This is a genomic window from Methylobacterium sp. E-046 (genome assembly GCF_022829625.1).
Lineage (GTDB): Bacteria > Pseudomonadota > Alphaproteobacteria > Rhizobiales > Beijerinckiaceae > Methylobacterium > Methylobacterium longum.
On record NZ_JAKSYP010000093.1, the window covers coordinates 1 to 23,160 of the forward strand.

Consider the following 23,160-nt stretch of genomic DNA (forward strand, 5'->3'; position numbering starts at 1 on the left):
CTGCCACAACTTCCAGAAGAACGGCGTCGGCCCGGACCTGAAGGGTGTCGTCGGCCGCAAGGCCGGCACCTATGAGGGCTACAGCTACTCCGCCGCGCTCAAGAATTCCGGGATCACCTGGGACGAGGCCAATCTCCACGAGTGGCTGAAGAACCCGAAGGCGAAGGTGCCGGGCACCAAGATGATCTTCCAGGGCTATCCCGACGACAAGAAGATCAACGACGTCATCGCCTACCTGAAGACGCAGTCGTAAGGGCGGCGACGTCGACGGTTTCCGGGGCGGCCTTCGGGCCGCCCCTTCTTTACTCGGCGACGAGGCCGGCCTGGAGGCCGCGCCTGAGATTGACGAGATCGTCGAGAAGATGCTTGCGGCCTTCGAGGTCCAGCCCGGTCAGGCCGCCGGCATCGTTCGGGATACAGGCGAGGACGTCGCGCAGCGTCTCGCCGGCCGCCGTCAGGAAGATGCTGACCTGTCGCTCGTCGACCCTGTCGCGCGCGCGCCGTACCCGGCCCGACGCTTCGAGGCGTTTGAGTAGCGGCGTCAGCGTCCCGGAATCGAGGAACAGCCGGTTTCCGATCTCCTTGACCGACAGGCCGTCCTGCTCCCACAGCACGAGCAGGACAAGATACTGTGGATATGTCAGCTCGTACTGGCCGAGTAGATTGCGATAAGCGCGGCCGAACGCGTGAGCCGCGGCATAGACCGCGAAACAGAGCTGATTGTCGAGGCGTTGCCCCTCTCGGATTTCCTCCCGCGACGGCCGTTCGACGGTGGCCTGCCCCGCCGTGTTCGGCTCAGCGCCGCGCTGCGAAGCAGTCGGGCTCGACATAGGAACGGTCTCTCTCTGGTAAACGCGGTCTCGTATACCGGTATGGCGGAAGGCCACTCTTAGGCAGTTCGCGGGACCTGCACAATTGGCGCGCTCGTGTGCATACGGGCGAGATCGTCGCGCATCCGCGCTCAACCGTCCATGAGCGGATGCAGATCGCGGACCATCGCCTTCAGGCGCTCATCCAGAACGTGGGTGTAGATCTGGGTCGTCGAGATGTCGGCGTGTCCGAGCAGTTCCTGGACGATGCGGAGATCGGCCCCGTTCTGCAGGAGGTGGCTGGCGAAGGCGTGCCGCAGCACGTGCGGGCTGACGCGGTCCTGGCGCAAGCCCGCCTGCAGCGCGACCGGCTTGAGATCGCGGGCGAAGGCCTGCCGGGTGAGATGGCCGCTGTCGCTGTCGGCGGGGAACAGCCACGCGGTGTCCTCCGGGACTGCCGCGAGATGGGCCGCCATCGCCGTGCGGGCCGCCTCCGTCAGGGGCACGAGGCGCTCGCGTCCCCCTTTTCCCTTGATGAACAGGTAGCGCTCGCGGGTCGCGCCCGCGGCCCGCGGCAGGGCGACCAGTTCGGAGACGCGCAGGCCGGTCGCGTAGAGCAGCTCGAGCAGGCACACCATCCGCCGCGCCCGGCGGCCCGCACTGGGACTCTCGCTGGCGGACGCCGCCGCCTGCACGACCGTCAGGAGACGGTCGACCTCCGCGATGGACAGGACCTTGGGCAGGGACCGCCCCTTCCGGGGACCCGAGACGGCGACGCTGGGATCAGCCTCGGCGGCGCCCTCGGCGTACAGGAACTTGTGGAAACCGCGCACGCAGGACAGCCGCCGTGCCGCCGACGACGCCTTCAGCCCGCGCGTTTCGAGGTCGACCAGGAAAGCCCGGAGCGTCCCGGCATCCACCTCCGCGAGGTCGATCCCCGCCCGGGCGAGGAAGCCGAGGTAGTCGTCGAGGTCGCGCCGGTAGGCGGCCACCGTGTTGATTCCGGCGCCGCGCTCGGCGGCCAGCATGTCGAGATAATCGGCGACCTCGGGTCGCGGTGATCGGAGGTCGCCGCCGCCGCCCACGGGCGCGTTCAACGAGCGCCCGGCTGAAGCTTCGAGGCTGGGATGGTCACGCTCATCTCCCGTGGTGTGGGCTGGACGAAGTTGGCCAGCGCGAACATCGCGGCGAAGACGAGGCCCGCCAGGATCGCGAGGGTAGCGAAGAAACGGAACAGGGTCGGCACGTCGGTCGAACCTCTGGCGGACGGGCGCAGGCGCGACGGTCGGAGCGCGCAGCGCTCGCTCCGGGATGCCGCGGGTGCCCGGGTTCCATCATGTGATCGAGGCGCTGACAAGGCCCACAACGACACAGCGATGCGTTTCGCTGACCGCTTGAATCGCGCTAAGAGCCTGCCGCAGGATGAGAGCCGGCCCCGAACTGCGCGGGAATGGCGAGGCGGCGGGGACGCCACAGGGATGCGGTGCAGCGGTCGATGAGCGAGGAGGAGGCGGGTGAACCGATCGAGGCGCGGTTGCGCCGGGCGCTTGGCTTGCGCTCGATCGTGCTCGTCGGCCTCATGGGTGCCGGCAAGAGTACCGTCGGACGCCGCCTCGCGAGCCGGCTCGGACTGATCTTCAAGGACGCCGACCTCGAGATCGAGGCGGCGGCCGGCCTGACCATCCCCGACATCTTCGCGATCTACGGCGAACCGAGCTTCCGGGATGGCGAGGCACGCGTGATCTCGCGCCTTCTCCGCGCAGGTCCCCTGGTGCTGGCGACCGGCGGCGGCGCCTACCTGCGCGAGTCCACGCGGGTTCGCATCGCGGAATCAGCAGTATCGGTCTGGCTGAAGGCCGATCTCGACGTGCTGATGCGGCGGGTGCGCAAGCGCGGGAACCGGCCGCTTCTCCAGACCGACGATCCCGAGGCGACGATGCGCGACCTGATGGCGGTTCGCCATCCGGTCTACGCGGCGGCGGACGTGATGGTGATCTCCCGGGAGGTCTCCCACGACCGCGTCGTCCAGGACGTGCTGGAGGCGCTGGACGCCCATCTCAACGGCCAACCGCCCGTCCCCGTGGCCGCCCAGTAAGATCGCAGCGAGCCTGATCGTGACCGAGCCCCTGACACACCCGGATCCCCTGACGGTCCACGTGCCCCTCGACGGCGGCCGCGCCTACGACATCATGATCGGCCGCGGCCTGATCGACGCCGCCGGTCCGCACATGGCGGCGCTCGGTGCGCGCCGGGCCGCCATCGTCACCGACGAGAACGTCGGCGCCCTCTATGCCGGGCGCCTGCAGGACAGCCTCGGACGCTCCGGCCTGAACTCGGGCATCGTGACGGTCGCCCCGGGGGAAGGTTCGAAATCCTACGCGGGCTACGCCCAGGTCTGCGACGGCCTGCTGGCCCTGAAGGTCGAGCGGGGCGACCTCGTCGTGGCCCTCGGCGGCGGCGTCGTGGGGGATCTGGCCGGCTTCGCGGCCGCGACGCTCCGGCGGGGCGTGCGCTTCGTCCAGGTGCCGACCAGCCTCCTCGCGCAGGTCGATTCGTCGGTGGGCGGCAAGACCGGCATTAATGCGCCGCTCGGCAAGAACCTGATCGGCGCCTTCCACCAGCCACGTCTGGTCCTGGCGGACACCGCGGCCGTCGACACCCTCTCAGAGCGCGAGATGCGCGCCGGCTACGCCGAGGTCGCCAAGTACGGTCTGATCGCCGATCCCGGCTTCTTCGACTGGTGCGAGGCGCATTGGCGGGGGATCTTCTCCGGCGGCCCGGAGCGGGACGCGGCGGTGGCCGCGTGCTGCCGGGCGAAGGCTGCGGTCGTGACGCGGGACGAGCGGGAGGACGGCGAGCGGGCCCTCCTGAACCTCGGCCACACGTTCGGCCACGCCCTAGAACGCCTGACGGGCTACGATGCGGCCCGGCTGGTGCACGGCGAGGGAGTGGCGATCGGCATGGCACTCGCCTTCCGGTTCTCGGCACGGCTCGGCCTCTGCGCCGGGCAGGACGCGGGTCGCGTCGCGAACCACCTCGCGCTGGCCGGCCTGCCCACCCGCCTGCAGGCGGTGCCGGGCGGCTGCGGCGACGCCGAGGCGATCCTCGACGCCATGGCGCAGGACAAGAAGGTCCGCGACGGGGCGCTGACCTTCATCCTCGCCCGCGGCATCGGCCAGAGCTTCATCGCGCCGGGCGTCGACCGGGCGGAGGTCGCGGCGTTCCTGCGCGACGAGCTGGCATCGGACCGGGACGCCTGACACCGCCGGGTCGCGCCCCGGCCTTGCCTAAAGCGGGTCGGGCCGCTAAGAGCCTGCCATGTCCGGCGCGGCCAGTCCCGCACCGTTCAGGGCCCGTGTCAGGGTTCGGGCCGCAATAGCTCAGCTGGTAGAGCACCTCATTCGTAATGAGGGGGTCGGGGGTTCGAATCCCTCTTGCGGCACCACCACTTAGCCCTAAACTTGCTTACCGGAATATGGTATCGGTAAGCACATAGTAAGCAGCGGATGTTCTCGCGCCCGGCATCGTGGCAGTGTGGCCGGAACCTGCGGTCGGCAGGGCAAGGTGCCAAGGAGCACCGCGAAGCGATCGCGAATAGGTTATTCACGTTGCAGCCATACCGAATTTGGTAGGCAAACTCGCAGCGAGAGAGACGATGTGTTGTCGCGGGGACATTGTCAGGAACGCAACGGCCGATTAGGTGTTGCGGAGGATAACAGCCCGAATGGGCATCGCCGGCCGAATCGGCGGGCGCGGCCCACCTCGCGTGCGGGGCCTTCGGGTAGGAGGGATTACATGGCCGCAAAGCGCAAGCTGACCGATCAGTACGACAGCTACGAGGAAGGCGTCGTCGTCGTCGCGGACGCTTCGGAAGATGTGAACGACGAGGCCATCAACGCGATCCGTGAGGCCGTCCGCGAGGAAATCGACGCGGGCAACTGGACCATCGTTGAGGGGCCTGGCTGGTAGCCTGTGGCGTTAACCCACCTTAGGCTTGAGGCACTTCCTCGCCTGTACGACATCGTATGGTGTCGCTTCCCAGAGCACACGAAACCCGATGAGCCGGCCGTCAAAGTGCGGCCGGCTCTCGTGCGTTTGAGCGCTATGGACCCCGCGACCCGCCGTGGCATGGTCGAGGTCGCTTACGGCACTACCAACCTCAAGCCCGAGAAGCGCCGGCTCGACCTCATCATCATGAACTCGGTGCAGATCGACGAATGCGGCTTGTCTCACGCGACGCGGTTCGATCTCGACCGTATCGTGCGTCTGCCGTGGTGCCTGGAGTATTTCCGTCCCCCACAGGGCGTGCCCGAGGCGCGCATCGGCAAACTGAATTTGCGGCAGCAAGAGCGATTAAAGCGACTAGCCGATGTCCGGCGGCAGATCGCGCAGATCCAGGCTGAGCGCGACGCCTGACGGTCTGCCCGGTTAAGGGATGAGGCGATGGCCGACGAACCCGAAGCCCTGATGGACCCCTTCAAAGCCCTCAAGATCATCGAGATGCTCGTCGACGTGGCTGAGGAAGCCGACAATCCCGTCGCTGCCGATCTGATCCTGCGCGAGATCCGGAACGTGCTGGCGAAAACGATGCCGAAGAAGCCTAGGCGCCGGCCGCGGAAGGCATGAGCGACGACGCCGACTTGGTCCTCAAGGCTCTCGTAGCGTTGCAGGCCGCCGGCATCGCCGTCGAGCCGGTCGGTGAGGAGATGGACCGGTGGCGTATCGGCGACCTGCTGTTCAGCGATGCGGAACTGGTGAGGATCGCCATGAGCCGGGGGCTGATGGAGGATCCCGATGCCTGAGGTGCCGGCCAATCCGTTCGGCTTGGCCCTGCCACTCCGGATCGTGCAGCTCGAGGAATCCGTGAAGGTCATGGACCCGAGCGACCGGGTCGCAGCCTACATCTACGTGGCGGCCGAGCGCGAACGGCGGGTCCAGACCAATCGCCTGTCCCCGGCCGAGGGCGTCGAGGTGGCGAAGGTGATCGCCCGGGCGCTCACGGATGCGATCACGGGCGGCGCAGGGTGACCGACGCGCAGAAGGCCTACATCCAGGCGCTGTCCGACGTGCGCTCCTGGCACCGCTGGCAGATCAGCCAGAGCCTCGGGGACGTCCGGACCATGGAGGCGCACGAAACGGCCATCGCTTGGCTCGACCTGCTGATCGCCACGAAGAAGCAGCACGCCGCCGAGGATGAGGCGGGGCGTCAGCAGTCGCTAGAGAGCAGGACCAGCGACTAAATCAGTCTGGTGAACGGCCGGCGGCCAACGTCCGTGCGAATGCCAGAATTTTTCTTCGGTCGGATGCATGCTCCAGCTCGCCCCAGATCCGTAGGAGCTCGCAGGACTCGTGTAAGCCGTTCTCCGAAGCTGCGCCGACGAGGAACACGTCTTCGCTCTCGTTTAGCGCCTCGGCAATGCGCTTGAGCATCAGCGACGTCGTCTGCGGAGCAAGATTTATTCGAGCGTTTGAGGATGGCATCACAGCGGCCCCTTCGCAGCTTCAAAAGTGCCGAGCGACGCCGTGCCAACATGGACTAACGTGCGACGGCTGATTTACAACCTATGTTAAATAGACGCATGATTACTCTGCTTACAGTAGTACGACTGAACCGATTTTTCGAGAGGCCACATGGAAGCGCCCGAAGGCTTCGATGACATGGCGCAGCACTGCATCGACAATCACGACGATGTGATGCGGCACGGGTCATCCGAGATGCAGACGGCCTCGCGCATGCTGCTCTATGCCTTGGCCGAGGAGATCCGCCGGCGCGAGCAGGCTGACCCCGCCGCGAACGACGACGAGCCCTAACCGCCGCGCGCCGCGAACTCCCAGACCGGCACGCCCCATTCCTGACCCTGCCGGTCGCGGTAGGCCGCCGTCTGCTCGAACAGCACCCGGTTCGCCTCGACGCCGCGCGCAGGGGTGCCGCCGACCATCAGGGTGCCGAACATTCTGATCGGCCAGCCCGCCGCAGGACTTCGCGGGTGCGGCGGCTTACGAGGAGAGGCCCAGGGCGCATTGCGAGGGGTTCGTCGTGCGCCTTCTCCGCTCCAACTGGACCTCCAATTTAGCGGCCTCGGTTCGTCGCCGCCTTAATCTATCGCAGATTGAAGAGCGCGTGGGTGAGATACTGGCACGGCGGTGCGTGCTCGAACAGGCGCACGATCTGGTCGCGCCAGGATGCGACGGCGGGCGGGAGGTCGGCGGGGGCGAGGCTGGCTGACATGTCGGCGGAGTACCGACACGGGGTTACCAAAACTGAGATGCCGGTTCGCGATTTGTCGACGCCGGCGGTGGATCGCGATGTCGCGTTCAGGCCTAACGCCTCTTTCACCCGTCTACGCTATATCTAAGCACGCTGCCGGCGAGGATGCCCGAATGGATTTCACCTACGAGCAAGCGCCGCTGGTCGAGGTTATCGCCGAAGCCTTCTGGCCGCTAATTCCCCTTTCCGCCATACCAGGTGGGGCTGTGGACCCATTTTTCTTGCGTGCGAGCAACCAGTTTCGGGAAGAGGTTGCGGCGCTCGGTTACGGTGTGACCGAATCTATCGTACCGCCAGGCGTACCGATGGAGATGATACCGAACCAAGTGGTAACGCGGTATCGCCACCGGCCTGAGGGCTGGCCCCTTTTCCAGGTCGGACCCGGCATCTTCACCGCCAACATGGTTCCGCCTTATGCCGGTTGGGGCGCCTTTCGATCCACCCTCGCCGACGGCTACGCAGCAGCCACCAGGGCTTACCAAAAGGCCGGCCGCGCGGAGAACGATGTAGATCACTTAAGCCTTCGGTATATCAACGCCTTCACAGCAGCTCACGGTTTCGACGGGAAACAAGCGATATTTCTCGATCAGCACTTGGGGCTTCGCGTTGATATTGCTCGCGAGCTTCCAGAAGGCGTTCGGGTTGAGTGGGACATGCGCGAGATTCAACTCGTGCTACATGCTCCTTCATCTGCCCCCAAAGGTTCTCGGTTTACGCTGATGGCATCTGTGGGGCACGCTGCTGATCAGCCTGCTTGCATTTTGGAATTGGCGATCCGAGGGCGGCCGGAGAACGACGCTATTGAGTGGTTTGACCAAGCTCGAGAGGCCATTAGGCTGACCTTTGAATCCCTCATTAGCCCGGACTTGCAAGAGCGTATCGGACCTCGGGTCGATCAAGCTGCGCGATAACGCCACTTTATTTCGGCGGAAAAAAGCGCATATCAGGTTGCATGAGGAACGTCGCAACCGACTCACGTGAAGTTCGCCCGCTGGGGCTGTACCATACGTTGCGTGCTTCAGACTCGATCAGCTCACAGATCGCTCTGGTTTGGGAAGACGCGCCAGACACGTCCGCCCTACAAGCAGCGTGCGCCAGATCGGAAGGTAGTCGAATCCTTCCGCTCGTGAGCGAGGTGATGGCCCTGTGGCATGACACGCCGTCAAATCAGCTGACCGGATCCATCTTCCGCGACGCTCTCGAGTTTGCCGGCAGCGTTCCGCCCGGCGTAGCCCTCCCACGCGTCTGGTTCGATGAATGCGAGGTCGTGTTCGAGTGGATCGAGCATGCGCGGCATGCCATCGTTAGCTGTGAAGGCGATGGACTGGTCGGCTACGCCTATCGGGTAGACGGCATGTTCAAGCCCGGTGCCGTCGTCGACGCTCGGCCGCGTTCGTTTCCTGCTGATCTGAGCGATTATCTCATCGCGGGCTAAGCATGCCCCGCGAGGGTTGTGATTGCGAAGAGTCGCAGCAAAGCGCGCATTCACCTGGCGTGGTGGGCGATGCTGAGGAAGTGATCTATGCGCTTACCGATCCACACACGATCAAGGATGGCAGCGTTAAGGAATTTTCTAAAAGCAAGCTGAAGGATCGCGATCTCAGTATTTGCCGAGCGCGCCATTCAAGCGTGAGTCTCATTACTAGCGCTGTGATCTAGCCCCTTACAAAGGGCGATGGAACATACCACGGGGTGCTCTGGGCACTTGCCAGCGAAATACGTGGAATTGCATTAAGTGAGAGTGGTGTCGGTGCTTTTTGTGTCGCGGACGACGGCTTAATTCATGATCCAGCTCATGCGGTAATAGGATTTTCTGAAGCTCGGCTCGAGTTGAGAAACCATCGGGTGGCGGCACGAGGCAATCTTAAAGATCTATTCCTCCGCCGCGGCCCGAAATCCTTGGACGACTGTCCATTCCCCAAGGTTCAAACGGGCGAAGCTGCTCGGGGTGACGTCGCTCCGGCGGAGCCAAAGGTGGTGGCATCAGTGCCAGGCTCTGCACCGGAAGTCGCTCAACCGACTGATCAGGCTCATTAAGTGATCACCCGCTCGGCCCCGCCCCGATCTGCTTACGGGGCGGGGGAGCGTCCGATCTCACAAGTCTGTGAGTCCAGCAGAAACACAATTCGGCTTGGTGACAGGATGGGCGGCGCTGGTTAGCAGGCTGTGCTGGCGCTTAAGTACGCCTGTCTTCGAACGGCACCGCAGCGCTCAATACGGACTGAGCTAAATCATGATCAGATCAGCGATCATATGCCTTGCATTCGTCGCAACCATTACCCCCAGCGCCGCTCAAGTGAACGAGAAGCGCGAAAAATGTATGGATGAGGCTGTAGAGAAGAACCTGTATTCGAGGAACAAGGGCAAGGGGTCTGGCGCGTTCAACCGCTATACAATGACTCAGCGGGGTGCTTTCATGCGGGAGTGCATGGCTCGACGCTGACATGCGTCGTTAGCGACATCAGTGCGTCACGAAAAGGCCCGCGCGCCGGCATTGGCTAAACTGCTGCTCCATCGCGACCCGACCCGTTCGCTCGGCGGGGGAGCGTCAGGGCTGGCATAAATCTGGCAGTCTGATCGCGATCACTATGGCCGGTAGGGACGCGGTTTGCTGACCATCTCAATCAAATAGCTGAGGTTCAGCGAAATCATCGTCGCCGCAGCTTCCGCGCTTCTGTTAATCTCTCTTGATAAATTGGCTAAAAATTCATGTTAGAAGAGGCTAATAATGAGCGTGCAGGTACACGGCTGCCACCCTCTAAGCAAACTCGCAGCTCTCGTCGAATATCATTGAACCGTACTTTGCTCACCGCGCTAGTGTTGATTGCCATAATCATCACCATAGCCTTCTGGAGCTGGTCCGTTTGGTGGGGCGCATCGAAGCTGGTCGAACTCACGCCTTGACGCATGGGCCTTCGAGGAGGGCCGGCACCTTGCCCTAGGAGTGCGGCTCGAACCTCCACGCTGCCATCGCGACGATCAAATCCTAAGGGGGCAGCGTCCGCGGTCCGAGCGCGAAAAAGCCCGCCGCGGCGGGGGGGTGCCGGGCGGGCTGATCCAGATCCTTGCATTAGGGGAAAGCTCGGATCCGAGGCCGACCTATGCGGCAAAGGTAAAGAAAAAACCCCGCGCGGCGGTGCCGGCGGGGCTGAGAGTTGTATCGAGGGAAGTCGATGATTGGCCTACGCGCCAGGCGGCGGGCGGTTCCCGTCAGGGTGGCGGTCGCGGCCGGCCGGCGACGGTGTCAGTCGGGGGCTCCTGGGTGCTCGGCGAACCAAGGCTTCAACGCGTCTGCGAGCCCATGCATGTCCGGCGTGCTCGCCATGAACCCGATCCCGATCAGCACGCCGAACGCGACCGCGATCCCGAGTCGGATCCAGTTCGGCCGCGGGATGTCGTCCTCGACGCTGTGCTTCGCCGTCAGGTGCAACGTAGCGCCGAGGATCTGAAGCCACAGGAACCAGCCGTTGATGTTTGAGTCGAGCATCCACTGCGGCTGACCCGCCATGGACCAGATCAGCACCCAGCCCGCCGAACCGGCGACACCGAACCACGAGAGGACGATGCCAAGGATGAGCTGGCCGCTGAAGGTCGGCCACGGGGTGCTCAGGGCCTTCACGATGCCGGGCAGAAACGCGATCGACACCGCGATGGCGGCGACCGTCCGGGCGATGCGCAGGAACTCGTTCTGGGGCCTGGTGGGCACGAAAGGGACCACGATCCAGAACCCGCCGATCAGGATCAGCCCCAGCCACAGCGTGCGGCTGCGGAGGATCTCGGTGACGACCTTCATCGCGATTTTCTCAGGAACTGACGCGTCGCCTCGGCGACCCTGTAGGCGGCGTCGCCGACCTGCGGATGGTCCGTTAGGCGGTCACCCGATCGCCCCTCGATGCGGTGGATGGTGGCCTCCATGGCTGATGCGCGATGGTCGGCCGCCATGGTGGCCTGAACCGAGACCCTGCGCCTCCGCAGGCTGGCGTGGACGTTCTCTGCAACCGCCCGGGTGAGTTCGCTGTGGACGTCAGAGCGGAGAGCTGCGGGGAGCAGCAGGGCGAGCCACGACTTGAGTGTCACAGCCGCCTCCGCAGTTCATCGACGCCGTCCTTGATCCCGTCCAGCTTGCCGAACGACGCCTGCATGACCTCGATGCGGGCGAGCACGTTGCGCTGGTTGCCCAGGATCTCGTCGCCCCGGGATGCCGCAGCCTGTGCGGCGAGAGAGGTCTGATGCGACAGCTTCTCGACGCCGTCGTCGGTCGCGTCGAGCGTGGTTTTCAGCGCTGAGATCGTGACGGTCCCGGCCGCTGTCGCAGCGGTGTTCGCCTGCAGCGCGGTGATCACTTCGCGCATGATCGAGGTGCTGAGGCGATCGAGCTTCCAGAACAGGAAGCCGACTGTGAGCAGCAGGACGACGCACGTGGTCCCGAGGACGCCTTGCGTCAGGTACCAGTCGCCGGCCTTGGCGGCCGCCTGCGCTGCCTCAGTGGCCTGCGCCCAAGCCCCTCCGGCCAGCACGCAGGCGATGACCGCCAGCGCGAGGATCAGGAGCCAGCGTGAGAGCGCGCGGGACGGCACGCGACGGCCGCGCTAGGCCTTGAGCTGTCCGGCCGCCCGCAGGTCGGCCAGCACCTTGGCGAGGATCGCATCGGATCCGTGCTCGTCGAGATGCAGCATGCGGAACAGCTTCGCCGCGATCTCGGCCGGGCCGCCGGCCTTATCGAGCAGGATCTTGCCCTGCTTGGACAGCTCGGCGCGGTCGAGGGCTCGATTCACCGCCTGGCTGAGCACGGCCGATCCGATGTCGACGTCGAGCGTCTTGCCCTTCGCGGCACCGGCCACGGCGTTGATGCCGTAGTCCATCCACTTCGTGAGGGCGGCCTCGACGACGCGGTCGGTGAGGAACAGCCGGGCGAGCGGGAAGAACTTGGTCAGCAGGAAGCCGACGATGGTCGTCAGGATGGTGACGACGACCGGCTCGGCGGTCTGCGCCGCCGCGGTGACGTACTCTCCCACCGGCACGATGACGGCGGTATCGCCCTTGGTGACGACCTCGGCGGCGAACGCAGGGTCGATGGCGAACGGCAGCAGGCAGGCGAGCGCCAGCGCCGCGACGTAGGTGCGGGTCATGGAGGTCTCTCGTGTGCGAGGATGCCGGAAGCCGCCGGCTCGGTCTGTCAGTGCGCGGGCAGGCGGGGCCCGAACAGCACGTCGATGAAGCGTCCGATCGCCAGCACCCACGCGGGCGCGGTATGGGCGGCGCGCGGTCGCGCGGCCGGTGCGGGCCGCGCCACGGGGGGCGGAGGCGCTGCGCTCGGCGCCGGGCGGGCCACGCGGGTCTCGCCGAAGCGCACCGGGCCGGAGCCGCGCACCCGCTCGGGCAGGCGCGTCGCGTAGGGCGTGACCAGCTGGTCGGCCTCGGCCTGCCGGCGCGGGATGATCAGCGCGGGCTTGCGGAACAGCAACATGCCGGCCTTGGCGCCCTGGAGATCGCCTGCCTTGATCCGGGCGAGACAGGTCGACTTGCCGAACGCACCGGGCCCGACATTGTAGCAGAACGAGACCAGCGCATCGTAGACGTTCTGATCCACCCACGTGCCGTGCAAGGCCTTGTCGACGTAGCCGGCGTACTGGGCGAAGGCACGCTTGTTCAGCGCATCGCACTCGGCCGGCGATAGCACGAGGCCGGCCCGCACCTTGATGAGCCCGGACGCGGACGTGACGCCGGCCCCGATCGTCCAGACCCCTTGCGTGTCGCGATAGGCCTTTAGCACCCGTCCCTCGCGGGCCATCAGGACGGCCTCGCCGATCGCCGATAGCGACATGGCGCGCCCCTATCTGGGTGCCACGGCGGGCAGATCCGCCCGCGCGCGGTCGCGATCCGATAGCACCGGGAACGCGTCAATGCCGGTCAGCGCCTTCAAGCCGTCGAGGCTGATGATCTCTGGGACGGCCTCGGCCGTGTTGGCGACGACGTAGGCGCCGACCTGACCGTCCGGGTTGAACTGGCTCGGCGGCACGTAGACCGCCTTCCAGATCCGGAAGGGAATCGCGACGCGGCCGTTGAGGCGCTTCGGCGCGCCCTCGAAGATTGGACCAGTGACGACGTAGGCCTCCTTGGCCAGCACCACCAGGCGGCGCGTGAACTCCTCGACGTGCGCCCAGACCCCGCGATTGTTGGCGGGGTTCTGCGGGACCATGTTCGAGAGGACGAAGGACTGCCGCATCGCCTCCGGGGTCGGCATGTCGTGGGCCGGGGCCATGTGGCCGCGATCGAAGGCGCCGCCCGCATAGTCGGACAGCTCGGCGCGCACGCTCCGCGGCAGCCGGTCGTCGGCGTGAAAGGCGTTCAAGCGGGCGGTCTTGTCGGCGCCAATCAGCGCGGCCGGCGTCAGATGCTCGGCCGAATAGACCGGGTCTCGGGTCTCGGGCGACCACAGCGTCGCGAACGTATCCGAGCACAACTCGACCGCGCCGGCCGGCACCGCCAGGGCCGGGGACTGGCCGCCGAGGAAGTGCTCCGGGCAGGTCGAGCCGGCCAAGGCATGGCTGGAGAACAGGCTGGCGAGCGCCAGCACCGCGAGAAGCGTGCGGATCATCGGGTATCCTCAGGAGGGTCTCAGGTGGGCAGGCTGGCCCACATGGCCAGCGCCGCCAGGATCAGGGTCGTGGCCGTGAGCAGGATCGCGCTGCGCAGGGCGCGGACCCGGATGGCGTCGAGATCGTCGGAGGGGCTCACGGCTGGCAGATCACGCCACCGCGCCCTTCACGGTGCCGCGGACGTCGAGCAGGCCGATCGCGACTGGGACCGCCTCTCCGCCGGGCGGCGTCAGCCAGATCTCATGCTGTGCCCTCGCGGCCTGCGAGGGCAGCACGCCCGCGATGTCCTCCGGCTCGATGACGAAGGTGACATCGACGTAGCCCGGGACCGGCGTGGTGACGGCCAGATCGGACTTGTGCGCCGCGCCGGCCGTGCCCGCGATGGACACCGTACTGCCGCTGAACGACGATGAGGCGGGGTACTGGAGCACTCCCGCCCACCAGTCGGCCTTGACCCCGGGGACGCTGAAGGCCCCGGTCGGGTCGGGGAAGCGCATCCCGACCGGCTTGGGTGCCCCGCGCCAGACCCGGACGTCCTGGCCCAGGGCGGGTCCCCCGGTATCGGCGGGCTTCATCGCGCGACCTACTTGGCGCCGAAGGCCAGCTGATACTGGCCATCGGTGAACGCGACGAGCAGGCCGTTGGCACCGCGCACGACCCACTCTCCGGCGTTCACCGTCGTGTAGTACGGCGCGCCGTCGCGCTCGTCGACGAGGTTCAGGCCGGCATCGTCGTCGTCCTCGGTGGCGAAGGATGGTCCGCAGACCGCCTTCGCGTCGTCGCCGATCCAGGCGCAGATGTCCTTCGCGCTCTTGAGCTTGCCGTCGAATTGGCGGGCGTCGTTCGTGGTGGCCATGTCGAAGCTCCTCAAGGATGGGTGATCGTGCCGGAGGTCACCGAGACCGTTTGGCCGGCGACGATCGGCGAGGACGAGAGCACGATGTCCGTGCCCGACGTGCCGACCGTCAGGCCCGAGGCGATGACGGTGCCGGCGTTGTTGCGGATTTCGGCCAGGGCCGGTGTGCCGCCCGCCGCTGCGGCGGCGCTCAACGGAGTGCCATCCAGCGACATCGCCTTGCCGCTGATGGTGCCGGTGGTCGAAGCCAGCGGGATCGTCACGAGGACACCCGTCGCGCCCGACAGCGCCGAGGTGCCGATGACCAGAGATCCGGCGGTGGCCGTGCCGGTCGCGGCAGCGAGGGTCTTGCCGGAGGTGAGGTCTTTGACAGCCTGAAGCCGCCCCTGCGCGACGGCAGTGGAGTAGTTCACGGACACGAGGGTTCTCCTAGTGCGGGAGGCGGCCGGTGAGGCTGGCCGGGATCGGCAGGGCGCCGAAGAGGCTGGCGGGCGCGGGCAGTTGCCCGGTCAGGGAAGCCGGCCCTGGCAGGCGGCCCGTCAGGATCACGTCGGGAAGGGCGTAGAGCCGCACGGTGGTGGCGACGCTGTCCCGTGGCTCGCTCACGGCGAGTTGTGCCGTGGCGGCCCCTATGGCGGTGAGGAAGCCCGTGGCCGCCGCGAGATCGATCGGCTCGCTGGCCGCCAGGACCGCCATGGTGGCGGCATAGGTCGAGACCTGTGCGGCATCCGGCGCCTCGGCGACATCGAGGCCGGCGGCCGCCGAAGGGTTGGCCGTGACCGCCGATCGATCCGAAGGCTCGGCTGCCGAGAGGATCGCCGCGGCGCTTGCGGCGGTGATCAGCGCCGCGCCGTCGCGGGTCTCCGCAGGGGCGAGCGTCGCCAGCGATACCGCCGAGGCGGCCAGCGCCGCCGCGTCGCCCGCCTCGACAGCGGCGAGCCGCACCCCTGTCGTGAGGCCCGCGACGACCGCAGGGACATCGCGCCCCTCACTCGCCGCCAGCGCGACCCCCGCGCTGATCGTGCCGATGCCGGAGACGACATCACGCCCCTCGGTCGCCGCCAGCGAAGCCGACAGCGGTGCGCCGACATCCTGCACGAGGTACGCGGTGTCGCGCGGCTCGCTCGCCGCCAACGTGGCACCGGCGGAGGCCCGTGCTGAGGCGGACGCGGAGTCGTTGGCTTCGGCCGCAGACAGGACCGCATTCGCGACGCCGCCAGCCCCAAGAGATGCGAGGTCCTGTGGCTCGGTCGAGGCGAGGATGGCCGCGGTCGCTGCGGCTGCGCTCGCGCTGGAGGTGTCCGCAGGCTCTGTGACGCCAACGGCCGCCTGGGTCGCGGTGCCGCCCGCCCCAGCGGCGGTGTCCGCTGGCTCCGTGATCGACAGGTTCGCCGAGACGGCACCACCGGCTCCGAGGAAAGCGGCATCGCCAGGCTCGACCACGGAGAGCGCGGCAGAGGCCGACGCGTTCGTCGAGACGGCGGCCGTGTCGGGCAGATCCGTCGCAGCGAGGCTCGCGGCCGACGACGCCGAGCCTGTCGCTGCCGCGGCGTCGGTAGCCTCTGAAGCCGTGAGGGCTGCGCCCGTGGCCACCGAGGCTGCGCAGAAAGCCGCGTCCGGCGTCTCCGCGGTACCAAGGCTGGCCGCGGCTGAAGTGGTGACCGAACCGGCGCCGATATCGGCCGGCTCGATTACCGCGAGGTTGGCGGAGGCCGAGGTACCGGCCGAAGCGCTGGCGGTGTCCGGTCCCTCGGTGGCGGCGAGACTGGCTGAAGCGGTAGCCGTCGCCGCGCCGGCCGCTGTATCGCGTGCCTCGGTGCTGGCGAGTCCTGCGGCCGTCGAAGTGGCGCCGCTGCCCTGTGCCGTGTCTCGGGCCTCGGTGGCGGCGAGCGCCGCCGATGTGCCGGCAACCACTGTCGCCGCTGAAGCATCTGGCGGTTCGGCCGCCGCCAGGGTGGCCGAAGTCTGCTGGCCCGCGTCGGCGAACGAGGCGCTGTCCGAGGCCTCGTTGGCGCTCAGGCTCGCTGCGGTGCTGGACGAGCCAGCCGCTGCGGCCGTGTCCCTCGCCTCGGTCGCAGCGAGCGTTCCGGTCTGTGTGCCGGTGCCGCCGCCATCGGCCGTGTAAGTGTAGCTGCCGGGCTGAGCGTTCCAAGTGACGCCGTTGTCGGTGGTCTGGTAAACGGCGGAAGTCGGTCCACCCGATGCGCCCAGAGCAATGCCGGGGTTGACCCCGGACAGATATGCAGAGCCGCTTGACCAACCCCAAGTCGCGGAGGTTGGGCCGGCGGCTATAGTCCCCGCGCCCGTGCCGCCTACAGCGGCCATGAACGTGCCGTCAGGGAAAAAGTAATATTCCCAAATAACCTGCTGAGAGGCGTTAGCGGAACTGCCCGAGCTACCCTCCACTCGGACTAGAAAAGCTCCTGTTGTGCTATCCTGCCCGTAATATAGGGTTTGAGCCGAGCGATCACCGGCGCCGAAGCGCATTGACGGCTGCGGCGGCCTGATCTCACTGAGGGCCGTATAAAGTGTCGAGCCGCTGCCGAATGTTATATAACCGTTCGTTCCGAAGAATGCTTGCGCATAGGTCGTGCCGTTGAACTTGAACGGGTTCGGCAGCGCAACGGTCCGCCAGCCATCATCCGCGGTTCCGCTCGTTAAGGCAGTAACCTTGGTGAACCCAGCCGGCGTGCTAGTCCAAACCGTAGTCGACTTGACCGGGATCTGAGTGCTGCTGAACGTTCCAGCCATCAGCGCGCAGCCTTCCTAATCCAGTGCGCGACGGCGTTGACGGTGACGGGTAGGAGCACGAACAAGGCTCAGCCAGCGGTCGAGATCAGAACGCACCTCAAGGCAGCGTCTCGGTCACTTCGATGGAGCTGAACATGACGCCGCCGAAGTAGCGGCTGCCGCCCACGCCGTTGACGGTGAGCGTACCGGATCCGGTCGAGCCCGCACCGACCGCGAAGGTCACGGCAGCGGTGCTGGGCGCAGCGACTTCGTAGGTCACGACCACCTCGGCCGAGTAGCCGTTGCCGCCGGCAGTGACCAAGTTGGCCGCGACGGCGTTCGTGCCGGCTCCTTGGAAGACCGCGCCGACGATGGAGCCGAGGACGTTGAGCGACCCTTGCAGGACCGCGCGGACCCTGAGCTTGTTGCCCGTGGCTTTCGGCGTGATCGTCACGCTCAGGCCCGAAATGAGCACGGTGTTGCTCGTGGTCGGAGCGACATCGCTCAGCGGGGTCTGAACGCTCGTCGTAGCGACCGCCGAACTCTGCGCGCGGACCGAGTTGACCACGGAGCCGCTTGAGATCGTGGAGGCGCCAGCAGCAGCAATCAGGGTGAACTTCGATCCGTCGAAGCTGGCACCGGATGTGTGTGAGGTGGAGCAGACGTAGCAAGCGCCATTGTAGGTGACGACGGAAGCTGGAGGCGTCGCGGTGTAAGGGGTGGAGGAGGCCCAGGCCGCAGGCGGGGTCTGCCAAGGCTGTACACCGTTGGTCCCGTTCGCCCCATTGGTGCCATTCGTCCCGTTGGTGCCGTCCGCTCCCTTGTCCCCCTTGGCCCCCACCAGAGATGCGAGAAACACCGCAACCGAGCCGGCATTGCCGGCCGCCAGCCAAGTTTCATAGGCGCTCATGCCGGGTGGCCCAGCGATCAGGCCGGGTCCCGCGGGGATCGACTGAGCTGCCGGACGGACGACGACGATCGTGCCGATGATCATCGCACGACGCCCTGGACGATGGTGACCACCATCACCGTAATGGTTTTGACGTGGCCTTCCGCAACAGCCTGGACCTCAGCGACATAGCTGCCGGCTGGAATCCCCTCCATGGTGCTCGCTGGGATAGCGAGGGTGATTACGCTCAGCCCAACGCCGCCCCAGGACAGGCTTCCATTCAGCTGGAGGCCACCGACCGGTCCGGACACGCTGGAGGCGACGATCTGAACCTCAGGATCGTCGGCCGCACGTCGCAGCATCATGTTCAGCGTGATGCCAGCGCCCGAGATCGGATTCCCGGAGGCGTCTACGAAGCCCCAAGCGTCCGTCCAGTCCTCGTTGGTGCCGGTCGCGACCGAGAACGCCAACTGCGGGAGGTTGAGGATCTGGGTCATGGACTGGGATCAAGCCGCGATCTTGGCGGCCGCGATGAATAGCGCGTCGACATCGGCGGCCTTCAGTCCCAGCTCGGCGCTGAAACCGAGCACGTAGGGGTTCTGCCGCTCCCACGTGCGCGCCTCGGCGTACCAGTCCTGGGTTTCGCCGTCGGCCTCGGCCACCACCGCTTCCACGTCTTCGCGCAGCGTCTGAGCCTTCACCCCTGGGGTGCGGCGCAGCTGGATCTTCGCCTGCGCGCTCGTCACGCTCGCGGGGGTGCGAAGCTCGGACAGCATCGCGTCGTAACCGGTCGGCCGACCATCGGCGGCGAGCGCCACATCGGGGGTGACCTCCAGCGCCACGATGGTGGGATCCGCATAATGCTGGCCGGTCTCGTCCTCGACGAGCGTCGCGTCCTTGAGGACGTGCTCGATCGAGAAGCCGGTCGGATGTGCCTTGAGGCCGAGCGCGCGGACCACGCCCTCGTCGAGGTCGGCGGAAAGACGCATCACGAGATCTGCTCCAATTCGTCGATTTCGAACAGGGAGGGGTTGGGCGTAGGCAGCCCGCCTAGATCCGATCCGGTCGCGCCGTAGATCGTGTTCCAAGCCAGGTTGTCGTCGCGCTTCAGCGCGATGTTCAGACCGAGCGACCCGGCCGGCACGCCTGCGAACCGGAAGCGATGCGAGTTCCCGCCCGAGCCTGCCGCACCGCCGCCGCTGGTGAGGAAGGTGTTGTTGAGGATGCGATCGTCGCTGAAGGTCGCCCCGGTCGCCAAGACGGTGACGATGGCGCGCACCGAAACCGCACCGCTGCCTTGGCCCGGCACCACGGGGGAGTGGCAGTAGAAGCTGCCTCCGATCCGCAGCAGAGAGCTCGCGCTCTTCTTCGAGAAAGTCAGGCCGGTCACGACGGTGACGAGCGCACCGGCCGTCGACCCGCTCGCGTTGGTACGCTGGGTCGTCGGGAGCGCCACGCTGTTGAACGGCGAGCCCGCAGCCTTCGCCTGATTCAGCGCGCCGGAGCCGAGACCACCGCCCGAGATCAGCACGTTGCCGGCGCCATCGGCCTCGTAACGGTAGAGACGGCCCGCCACGATCTCGCCGGGCACCAAGGACGAGCCGTCAGCCTTGAGGATCGGGAAGTCCACGTAGGCGCCGGCTGACCCCAGATTCACGACACGCAGCCTGGGCGCAGTGGACGGGTTCGTCGCTGCCGCGACTGCGCCGATGCGCATGCCCTGCATGAGCGACGGCAGCACTACACCCAGTGTGGCCACCGCGAGGTCGCCCGACCCGGTGAGGGCGCCCACCCAGATGCCGCGGCCGAGCGCCATCGCGGCCTGCACCAGCACGGTGTTGGTCGGGGCCAAGCCTGCAATGGCTTCTAGGGCGACGATCTCGCGCTGCGTGTATTCGATCGCCTCGGGCGGGACCTTCGAGCCCTGCGTGCCGGCAGAGACGTTCTTCCGAATATACGGAGCGTTCGGGTCGGACGATCCGGACGGCGGATTGTAGAGCATCGAGGTCTCCGAGGGCGCACGGGCGCGACCACTCAGCCGCTGACGGCGGGAGGGCCGGCCTGTCTGGCAAGGTCGGGAGGCGCGGGGCTCAGGCCGCCAGCGCGTAGGAGAAGGTCAGCTTGGTGTGCGGCGGGCAGACGGCCCGCATCGCGCATTCGAGGTCCACGGCCGGCACGAACCCTTCCAGCGGGTCATAGGCGCACTCGCCTTCGTCGACGCGGAACCACGTCTCACCGGGCGTGCGGACGTGAACGATCCAGTGCTTCCAGAGCGTGTCGTCGGAGACCTGATCGCCAGCCGCGTCATCGGTCGGCAGGATGAAGCCCTCCAGCGGCGAGCCATCCTCGCCGACCGGATCGGTGTCGCAGCAGAAGTACGTCTCCTGGATCGCGTCACCGACGCATTCGGACACGTCGCAGAGGAACTGGGTCGGTTCCTCGATCGTGACGACGTAGCCGAGGCTGTAGGCGAGGCAGACGAAGTAGCCCGGCGATTGCCCGCCGACCGATCCGAACTTCGCCCGCACGGCGCTCTGACGGACGGGGATGCCGCCTTCGCCCGAGCTGCAAGGCCCCGGCAGCCCGAACTCCTTCTCCCAATCCAGAAGGGTGTAGGTGATGGCCGACGGGAAGGCTTGCGTCGCCGCAGTCCAATCCAGGCCCAGGTGGGTCGCGGCCCAGCCCGCCAGGGCCTTCCAGAAGGTGAGCTGAACCGGCGACGCGCCCTTGCCGTCACCGACCTCATCGGTCCCCCAGGCTGCCCCACGCGGGGTCAGCGGCAGGATCTGCGGCAGCAGGCTGTCGGCGGTGGGCTGCGCCTCGACATCGACGACCGACGGTGGGATCGTCGGATAGCTGTAGCAGGGCCAGCCCGGTGCCGCGCTGCTGACGGGTGAACCGCCGCTCACGGATCACCCGACAGTGCACGCAGGCGCTTATCAGGGTCGGCCCAGAAGCTCTCCAGTTCGTGCTTCACCCCGCGCTCGCGCGCCTCGTTCTCCCGGGCTGCGCGCGCTTGGTCGGCACGACGGGCCTCGTCCTCGGCATCGAGTTTCGCCCGGAGCGCCTCGACGTCGGGGATGGCCGCCTGATCCTTCGGCACACCGGGCTCGAGGAAGTGCGTGGGCTCGTAGAAGGCACCGTCGCCCTGAGCGCGCTCGACGTGCCAGCGACCGTCGGTATGGCGCTCGGCGGTCGAGACGCGCTCGTCGACCACCGATCCGTCGTGGCGGCCCAGCCACGTCATCTCGGGATCGAACACGACCGCGCGCCGCAGGTTCGGCGGGCACTCGGCGATGGGTCGCCACTGACGAATACCGGCCATGGTGATCCTCAAGCCGTGAACGAGACCGAGCCGAACACCGGCATGTTGCCCGAGGTGAACGTCAGATCGCCAGGAGTGACCTGGCCGTGGCTGTTCTCACCGGTCGCGCGGGAGACCGCCTCGTCGAGCCAGGATCCCGAGAACTGGAACGGGTTCGAGGGCATCCCAGGCCGCGCGCGGTCGGCATAGACCGCCGCGATCTCGGCACGCACCGAAGCGCGGATGTCGGCGGTGTCGGGACTCAACCCGGCCACGACGACGTTCTGTGGGACCGGGATCGGGGCCGACACGAACACCCGGGCGGTGACTGGGCGGCGGATCGGATCGTCGACGTAGGCCTGAGCGGCCGCGATCTGCCCCGCCGTCGGGATGCCGTTTGGCTGATCGGTAACGGTGAACTGCACCCACACCGAGCGGGCGTCGTTCTGGAAGCTGTCCACGAACACGGCGTTGACCGTGGGGACAGCGGCCTGCACCCATTCGACGTAATCGGCGACCGAGCCGCCCTGGGGCGGGTTGCGCTTCCGGTAGAGCACGCGGCCGCGGAAGCTTTCGATGCTCTCCTCGTCCGAGCCGCCCGACAGGCCGGCGCCGTCCGAGGCCGGGTCGACGGCGCAGGTCGCGGCGAGGCCCACGGGGGCGTCGTCCGGGTTCACCAGCGTCAGGAGCGTACCGGCCGAGGTGTTGCCCGCGGCGGCCGCGACGTCGGCCTCCAGCGGAAGGCTGACGCTGTTCCCGGTCGCCGTGATCGTCGCCACCGTCGAGAACGTCACGCCGTCGGCCCGGGCGTACTGCAGCCCGATCGGCACCACCGTTCCCGGAGTGACTGTCGCGGTCGCCGTCCCCATCGCGGTGCCGGCCGGGTCGGGCTGGAGCCCGAGCTCGAAGCCGTGGCGGATCAGCCAGACGCGCTCGGCGGTCGAGGCGAACAGCTGCTTGACCAGCCACGCCCGACGCTGCTCCATCTCGAAGCCGATCAGCGCCAGCACCTTGCTCTCGACGCGCCAGACGTTCGGCCAGAGCTTGGTCGCGGTCCCCTGCACGGACTGCACGAAGGCGCCGGTGGCCTCTGCGGCGAGCTGCGCCAGGGATCGGATCGTGTAGCCCGGCATCAGACGCCTCCGGTGGCGAGCTTCCAGACCAAGTCGAACTTCGACGCGTAGATTTGCGCACCGTCGCGCCCGTAGAGCGCGATCGCGAGCCACATCGTGTCGTTCTCGAAGTCGGGCGTGGCCGTGGCCTCGATCTTCACGCACAGGCCCTGCGTCTGGAGCGGCTTCAGAGCCCGCTTGGCCTCGGCTTGGGCCCACATCGCGGTCTGGTCGTTCAGGTCCATCCGGCGCAGCAGCCACAGCTTCGAGCCGAGCGGCTGCTCCCCCGAGGCCACATCGATGTCGAATCCGTCGCCGGGCCAGCCCCGCTGATCGCCGGCCCGCCCGGCATCGATCTCGTAGCCCTCGACCCGCACGTCCGTGAACAGCAGCGCGATCACGGCGGTTCGGAGTGGGTTCTTCGCCTCCAGCCCGCCCGGCCCGTCCGCGGCGGTGACCGCGACCGCGAAGTCGCTGCGCACGCCGTAGCCGGTACCGGCCGGGGTGCCGTCGGCCTTCTGCCAGACCAGATCCGGCGGCAGCGCGACCACGCCCGCATCGGCGAGCGGCGTCAGGGTGAGCAGCATAGCGAT

Annotated in this window: 36 protein-coding genes and 1 tRNA gene; 13 read left to right on the forward strand and 24 right to left on the reverse strand. The window is 67.1% G+C overall.

Annotated features, from left to right (window positions below; translation table 11 throughout):
- Nucleotides 1–253 (forward strand): c-type cytochrome (locus MKK82_RS08685; RefSeq protein WP_243985290.1); only part of this gene is annotated, 253 nt, incomplete at its 5' end.
- Between the two features lie 49 nt (nucleotides 254–302).
- Here MKK82_RS08685 and MKK82_RS08690 read toward each other — a convergent pair.
- The 3 genes from MKK82_RS08690 to MKK82_RS08700 form a co-directional block, all read right to left on the reverse strand.
- Entirely contained in the window at nucleotides 303–830 is a 528-nt protein-coding gene (locus MKK82_RS08690) for a MarR family winged helix-turn-helix transcriptional regulator (RefSeq protein WP_238290174.1), read from the reverse strand.
- Nucleotides 831–961: 131 nt separating this feature from the next.
- Nucleotides 962–1,906 (reverse strand): site-specific tyrosine recombinase XerD, encoded by a 945-nt coding sequence (locus tag MKK82_RS08695; RefSeq protein WP_279602884.1) that lies wholly within the window; start codon nucleotides 1,904–1,906, stop codon nucleotides 962–964.
- Nucleotides 1,903–2,055: a histidine kinase gene (locus MKK82_RS08700; RefSeq protein WP_238290066.1), complete on the reverse strand. Its 153-nt coding sequence runs from the start codon at nucleotides 2,053–2,055 to the stop codon at nucleotides 1,903–1,905. The genes MKK82_RS08695 and MKK82_RS08700 overlap by 4 nt, the downstream gene beginning before the upstream one ends.
- A gap of 249 nt (nucleotides 2,056–2,304) precedes the next feature.
- Between MKK82_RS08700 and MKK82_RS08705 the strand changes: the two genes are divergently transcribed.
- From MKK82_RS08705 to MKK82_RS08745, 9 genes are all read left to right on the forward strand, one after another.
- On the forward strand, nucleotides 2,305–2,904 hold the full coding sequence (locus tag MKK82_RS08705) for a shikimate kinase (RefSeq protein WP_238290065.1): 600 nt from the start codon (nucleotides 2,305–2,307) through the stop codon (nucleotides 2,902–2,904).
- Nucleotides 2,905–2,923: 19 nt separating this feature from the next.
- Nucleotides 2,924–4,069 carry a 3-dehydroquinate synthase gene (aroB, locus tag MKK82_RS08710; protein WP_243985292.1) on the forward strand — a complete coding sequence of 382 codons (1,146 nt, stop codon included), beginning with the start codon at nucleotides 2,924–2,926 and terminating at the stop codon, nucleotides 4,067–4,069.
- A 109-nt stretch (nucleotides 4,070–4,178) separates the two neighbouring features.
- Nucleotides 4,179–4,254, forward strand: a tRNA-Thr gene (locus MKK82_RS08715).
- A 350-nt stretch (nucleotides 4,255–4,604) separates the two neighbouring features.
- Nucleotides 4,605–4,778: a hypothetical protein gene (locus MKK82_RS08720; RefSeq protein ID WP_243985294.1), complete on the forward strand. Its 174-nt coding sequence runs from the start codon at nucleotides 4,605–4,607 to the stop codon at nucleotides 4,776–4,778.
- A 159-nt stretch (nucleotides 4,779–4,937) separates the two neighbouring features.
- Nucleotides 4,938–5,225 (forward strand): hypothetical protein, encoded by a 288-nt coding sequence (locus tag MKK82_RS08725; RefSeq protein WP_243985296.1) that lies wholly within the window; start codon nucleotides 4,938–4,940, stop codon nucleotides 5,223–5,225.
- A 27-nt stretch (nucleotides 5,226–5,252) separates the two neighbouring features.
- Nucleotides 5,253–5,435, forward strand: coding sequence for a hypothetical protein (locus tag MKK82_RS08730; RefSeq protein WP_243985298.1), 183 nt, complete (start codon nucleotides 5,253–5,255; stop codon nucleotides 5,433–5,435).
- On the forward strand, nucleotides 5,432–5,611 hold the full coding sequence (locus MKK82_RS08735; protein ID WP_243985299.1) for a hypothetical protein: 180 nt from the start codon (nucleotides 5,432–5,434) through the stop codon (nucleotides 5,609–5,611). Before MKK82_RS08730 ends, MKK82_RS08735 begins: the two co-directional genes overlap by 4 nt.
- Nucleotides 5,604–5,837 (forward strand): hypothetical protein, encoded by a 234-nt coding sequence (locus MKK82_RS08740; RefSeq protein WP_243985300.1) that lies wholly within the window; start codon nucleotides 5,604–5,606, stop codon nucleotides 5,835–5,837. The genes MKK82_RS08735 and MKK82_RS08740 overlap by 8 nt, the downstream gene beginning before the upstream one ends.
- Nucleotides 5,834–6,049, forward strand: a complete 216-nt coding sequence (locus MKK82_RS08745; protein WP_243985301.1) for a hypothetical protein — start codon at nucleotides 5,834–5,836, stop codon at nucleotides 6,047–6,049. The genes MKK82_RS08740 and MKK82_RS08745 overlap by 4 nt, the downstream gene beginning before the upstream one ends.
- Nucleotide 6,050: 1 nt before the next feature.
- Here the strand turns inward: MKK82_RS08745 and MKK82_RS08750 are convergent, their stop codons facing one another.
- On the reverse strand, nucleotides 6,051–6,239 hold the full coding sequence (locus tag MKK82_RS08750; RefSeq protein ID WP_243985302.1) for a hypothetical protein: 189 nt from the start codon (nucleotides 6,237–6,239) through the stop codon (nucleotides 6,051–6,053).
- Nucleotides 6,240–6,440: 201 nt separating this feature from the next.
- Between MKK82_RS08750 and MKK82_RS08755 the strand changes: the two genes are divergently transcribed.
- The gene (locus MKK82_RS08755) at nucleotides 6,441–6,620 is read left to right on the forward strand and encodes a hypothetical protein (RefSeq protein ID WP_243985304.1); all 180 of its coding nucleotides are present in this window, start codon (nucleotides 6,441–6,443) and stop codon (nucleotides 6,618–6,620) included.
- Here the strand turns inward: MKK82_RS08755 and MKK82_RS08760 are convergent.
- Together MKK82_RS08760 and MKK82_RS33865 are read right to left on the reverse strand one after the other, a co-directional pair.
- Complete coding sequence (locus MKK82_RS08760) at nucleotides 6,617–6,763, reverse strand: hypothetical protein (RefSeq protein ID WP_243985306.1); 147 nt, start codon at nucleotides 6,761–6,763, stop codon at nucleotides 6,617–6,619. The two genes, MKK82_RS08755 and MKK82_RS08760, sit on opposite strands and share 4 nt — an antisense overlap.
- Nucleotides 6,764–6,909: 146 nt before the next feature.
- A complete protein-coding gene (locus MKK82_RS33865) occupies nucleotides 6,910–7,038 on the reverse strand; it encodes a hypothetical protein (protein ID WP_279602885.1) in 129 nt (42 codons plus the stop codon).
- A 152-nt stretch (nucleotides 7,039–7,190) separates the two neighbouring features.
- On the opposite strand from MKK82_RS33865, the gene MKK82_RS08765 reads away from it, so the two are divergent.
- Both MKK82_RS08765 and MKK82_RS08770 read left to right on the forward strand, forming a co-directional pair.
- On the forward strand, nucleotides 7,191–7,988 hold the full coding sequence (locus MKK82_RS08765) for a TIGR04255 family protein (protein WP_243985309.1): 798 nt from the start codon (nucleotides 7,191–7,193) through the stop codon (nucleotides 7,986–7,988).
- A 215-nt stretch (nucleotides 7,989–8,203) separates the two neighbouring features.
- The gene (locus MKK82_RS08770) at nucleotides 8,204–8,512 is read left to right on the forward strand and encodes a hypothetical protein (RefSeq protein WP_243985310.1); all 309 of its coding nucleotides are present in this window, start codon (nucleotides 8,204–8,206) and stop codon (nucleotides 8,510–8,512) included.
- Between the two features lie 1,809 nt (nucleotides 8,513–10,321).
- Here MKK82_RS08770 and MKK82_RS08775 read toward each other — a convergent pair.
- From MKK82_RS08775 to MKK82_RS08860, 18 genes are all read right to left on the reverse strand, one after another.
- Nucleotides 10,322–10,870 (reverse strand): hypothetical protein, encoded by a 549-nt coding sequence (locus MKK82_RS08775; RefSeq protein WP_243985312.1) that lies wholly within the window; start codon nucleotides 10,868–10,870, stop codon nucleotides 10,322–10,324.
- A complete protein-coding gene (locus MKK82_RS08780) occupies nucleotides 10,867–11,154 on the reverse strand; it encodes a hypothetical protein (RefSeq protein ID WP_243985314.1) in 288 nt (95 codons plus the stop codon). Before MKK82_RS08780 ends, MKK82_RS08775 begins: the two co-directional genes overlap by 4 nt.
- Nucleotides 11,151–11,654 (reverse strand): hypothetical protein, encoded by a 504-nt coding sequence (locus MKK82_RS08785; RefSeq protein ID WP_243985318.1) that lies wholly within the window; start codon nucleotides 11,652–11,654, stop codon nucleotides 11,151–11,153. Before MKK82_RS08785 ends, MKK82_RS08780 begins: the two co-directional genes overlap by 4 nt.
- A 12-nt stretch (nucleotides 11,655–11,666) precedes the next feature.
- Entirely contained in the window at nucleotides 11,667–12,206 is a 540-nt protein-coding gene (locus tag MKK82_RS08790; RefSeq protein ID WP_243985319.1) for a hypothetical protein, read from the reverse strand.
- 47 nt (nucleotides 12,207–12,253) lie between these two features.
- Nucleotides 12,254–12,901 carry a lysozyme gene (locus MKK82_RS08795; RefSeq protein ID WP_243985320.1) on the reverse strand — a complete coding sequence of 216 codons (648 nt, stop codon included), beginning with the start codon at nucleotides 12,899–12,901 and terminating at the stop codon, nucleotides 12,254–12,256.
- 9 nt (nucleotides 12,902–12,910) lie between these two features.
- Entirely contained in the window at nucleotides 12,911–13,675 is a 765-nt protein-coding gene (locus MKK82_RS08800; protein WP_243985322.1) for a DNA/RNA non-specific endonuclease, read from the reverse strand.
- Nucleotides 13,676–13,825: 150 nt separating this feature from the next.
- A complete protein-coding gene (locus MKK82_RS08805; protein ID WP_243985323.1) occupies nucleotides 13,826–14,251 on the reverse strand; it encodes a hypothetical protein in 426 nt (141 codons plus the stop codon).
- A gap of 8 nt (nucleotides 14,252–14,259) precedes the next feature.
- Nucleotides 14,260–14,532 carry a hypothetical protein gene (locus tag MKK82_RS08810; protein ID WP_243985325.1) on the reverse strand — a complete coding sequence of 91 codons (273 nt, stop codon included), beginning with the start codon at nucleotides 14,530–14,532 and terminating at the stop codon, nucleotides 14,260–14,262.
- An 11-nt stretch (nucleotides 14,533–14,543) separates the two neighbouring features.
- Nucleotides 14,544–14,951: a hypothetical protein gene (locus tag MKK82_RS08815; RefSeq protein ID WP_243985327.1), complete on the reverse strand. Its 408-nt coding sequence runs from the start codon at nucleotides 14,949–14,951 to the stop codon at nucleotides 14,544–14,546.
- Nucleotides 14,952–14,961: 10 nt separating this feature from the next.
- On the reverse strand, nucleotides 14,962–17,283 hold the full coding sequence (locus MKK82_RS08820; protein ID WP_243985328.1) for a hypothetical protein: 2,322 nt from the start codon (nucleotides 17,281–17,283) through the stop codon (nucleotides 14,962–14,964).
- Nucleotides 17,284–17,380: 97 nt separating this feature from the next.
- Nucleotides 17,381–18,256, reverse strand: a complete 876-nt coding sequence (locus MKK82_RS08825) for a hypothetical protein (protein WP_243985329.1) — start codon at nucleotides 18,254–18,256, stop codon at nucleotides 17,381–17,383.
- Nucleotides 18,253–18,648 carry a hypothetical protein gene (locus tag MKK82_RS08830; protein WP_243985330.1) on the reverse strand — a complete coding sequence of 132 codons (396 nt, stop codon included), beginning with the start codon at nucleotides 18,646–18,648 and terminating at the stop codon, nucleotides 18,253–18,255. The genes MKK82_RS08825 and MKK82_RS08830 overlap by 4 nt, the downstream gene beginning before the upstream one ends.
- Before the next feature lie 9 nt (nucleotides 18,649–18,657).
- Nucleotides 18,658–19,140 carry a hypothetical protein gene (locus tag MKK82_RS08835; protein WP_243985331.1) on the reverse strand — a complete coding sequence of 161 codons (483 nt, stop codon included), beginning with the start codon at nucleotides 19,138–19,140 and terminating at the stop codon, nucleotides 18,658–18,660.
- Entirely contained in the window at nucleotides 19,140–20,153 is a 1,014-nt protein-coding gene (locus MKK82_RS08840; protein ID WP_243985332.1) for a hypothetical protein, read from the reverse strand. The genes MKK82_RS08835 and MKK82_RS08840 overlap by 1 nt, the downstream gene beginning before the upstream one ends.
- Nucleotides 20,154–20,241: 88 nt before the next feature.
- Nucleotides 20,242–21,060 (reverse strand): putative phage tail protein, encoded by an 819-nt coding sequence (locus MKK82_RS08845; protein ID WP_243985333.1) that lies wholly within the window; start codon nucleotides 21,058–21,060, stop codon nucleotides 20,242–20,244.
- Nucleotides 21,057–21,476, reverse strand: a complete 420-nt coding sequence (locus tag MKK82_RS08850; protein ID WP_243985335.1) for a hypothetical protein — start codon at nucleotides 21,474–21,476, stop codon at nucleotides 21,057–21,059. The genes MKK82_RS08845 and MKK82_RS08850 overlap by 4 nt, the downstream gene beginning before the upstream one ends.
- An 8-nt stretch (nucleotides 21,477–21,484) precedes the next feature.
- A complete protein-coding gene (locus MKK82_RS08855) occupies nucleotides 21,485–22,588 on the reverse strand; it encodes a baseplate J/gp47 family protein (protein ID WP_243985336.1) in 1,104 nt (367 codons plus the stop codon).
- Nucleotides 22,588–23,154, reverse strand: coding sequence for a phage GP46 family protein (locus MKK82_RS08860; RefSeq protein ID WP_243985337.1), 567 nt, complete (start codon nucleotides 23,152–23,154; stop codon nucleotides 22,588–22,590). The genes MKK82_RS08855 and MKK82_RS08860 overlap by 1 nt, the downstream gene beginning before the upstream one ends.
- Nucleotides 23,155–23,160: the final 6 nt, after the last annotated feature.

Bases quoted from the DNA above. Each gene is read 5' to 3' on its own strand.
- MKK82_RS08690 (WP_238290174.1), bottom strand. From the start codon at position 830: ATGTCGAGCCCGACTGCTTCGCAGCGCGGCGCTGAGCCGAACACGGCG.
- MKK82_RS08705 (WP_238290065.1), top strand. From the start codon at position 2,305: ATGAGCGAGGAGGAGGCGGGTGAACCGATCGAGGCGCGGTTGCGCCGG.
- MKK82_RS08720 (WP_243985294.1), top strand. From the start codon at position 4,605: ATGGCCGCAAAGCGCAAGCTGACCGATCAGTACGACAGCTACGAGGAA.
- MKK82_RS08725 (WP_243985296.1), top strand. From the start codon at position 4,938: ATGGTCGAGGTCGCTTACGGCACTACCAACCTCAAGCCCGAGAAGCGC.
- MKK82_RS08730 (WP_243985298.1), top strand. From the start codon at position 5,253: ATGGCCGACGAACCCGAAGCCCTGATGGACCCCTTCAAAGCCCTCAAG.
- MKK82_RS08735 (WP_243985299.1), top strand. From the start codon at position 5,432: ATGAGCGACGACGCCGACTTGGTCCTCAAGGCTCTCGTAGCGTTGCAG.
- MKK82_RS08740 (WP_243985300.1), top strand. From the start codon at position 5,604: ATGCCTGAGGTGCCGGCCAATCCGTTCGGCTTGGCCCTGCCACTCCGG.
- MKK82_RS08750 (WP_243985302.1), bottom strand. From the start codon at position 6,239: ATGCTCAAGCGCATTGCCGAGGCGCTAAACGAGAGCGAAGACGTGTTC.
- MKK82_RS08755 (WP_243985304.1), top strand. From the start codon at position 6,441: ATGGAAGCGCCCGAAGGCTTCGATGACATGGCGCAGCACTGCATCGAC.
- MKK82_RS08760 (WP_243985306.1), bottom strand. From the start codon at position 6,763: ATGTTCGGCACCCTGATGGTCGGCGGCACCCCTGCGCGCGGCGTCGAG.
- MKK82_RS33865 (WP_279602885.1), bottom strand. From the start codon at position 7,038: ATGTCAGCCAGCCTCGCCCCCGCCGACCTCCCGCCCGCCGTCGCATCC.
- MKK82_RS08765 (WP_243985309.1), top strand. From the start codon at position 7,191: ATGGATTTCACCTACGAGCAAGCGCCGCTGGTCGAGGTTATCGCCGAA.
- MKK82_RS08775 (WP_243985312.1), bottom strand. From the start codon at position 10,870: ATGAAGGTCGTCACCGAGATCCTCCGCAGCCGCACGCTGTGGCTGGGG.
- MKK82_RS08790 (WP_243985319.1), bottom strand. From the start codon at position 12,206: ATGACCCGCACCTACGTCGCGGCGCTGGCGCTCGCCTGCCTGCTGCCG.
- MKK82_RS08795 (WP_243985320.1), bottom strand. From the start codon at position 12,901: ATGTCGCTATCGGCGATCGGCGAGGCCGTCCTGATGGCCCGCGAGGGA.
- MKK82_RS08800 (WP_243985322.1), bottom strand. From the start codon at position 13,675: ATGATCCGCACGCTTCTCGCGGTGCTGGCGCTCGCCAGCCTGTTCTCC.
- MKK82_RS08805 (WP_243985323.1), bottom strand. From the start codon at position 14,251: ATGAAGCCCGCCGATACCGGGGGACCCGCCCTGGGCCAGGACGTCCGG.
- MKK82_RS08810 (WP_243985325.1), bottom strand. From the start codon at position 14,532: ATGGCCACCACGAACGACGCCCGCCAATTCGACGGCAAGCTCAAGAGC.
- MKK82_RS08820 (WP_243985328.1), bottom strand. From the start codon at position 17,283: ATGGCTGGAACGTTCAGCAGCACTCAGATCCCGGTCAAGTCGACTACG.
- MKK82_RS08825 (WP_243985329.1), bottom strand. From the start codon at position 18,256: ATGATCATCGGCACGATCGTCGTCGTCCGTCCGGCAGCTCAGTCGATC.
- MKK82_RS08830 (WP_243985330.1), bottom strand. From the start codon at position 18,648: ATGACCCAGATCCTCAACCTCCCGCAGTTGGCGTTCTCGGTCGCGACC.
- MKK82_RS08835 (WP_243985331.1), bottom strand. From the start codon at position 19,140: ATGCGTCTTTCCGCCGACCTCGACGAGGGCGTGGTCCGCGCGCTCGGC.
- MKK82_RS08840 (WP_243985332.1), bottom strand. From the start codon at position 20,153: ATGCTCTACAATCCGCCGTCCGGATCGTCCGACCCGAACGCTCCGTAT.
- MKK82_RS08850 (WP_243985335.1), bottom strand. From the start codon at position 21,476: ATGGCCGGTATTCGTCAGTGGCGACCCATCGCCGAGTGCCCGCCGAAC.
- MKK82_RS08855 (WP_243985336.1), bottom strand. From the start codon at position 22,588: ATGCCGGGCTACACGATCCGATCCCTGGCGCAGCTCGCCGCAGAGGCC.
- MKK82_RS08860 (WP_243985337.1), bottom strand. From the start codon at position 23,154: ATGCTGCTCACCCTGACGCCGCTCGCCGATGCGGGCGTGGTCGCGCTG.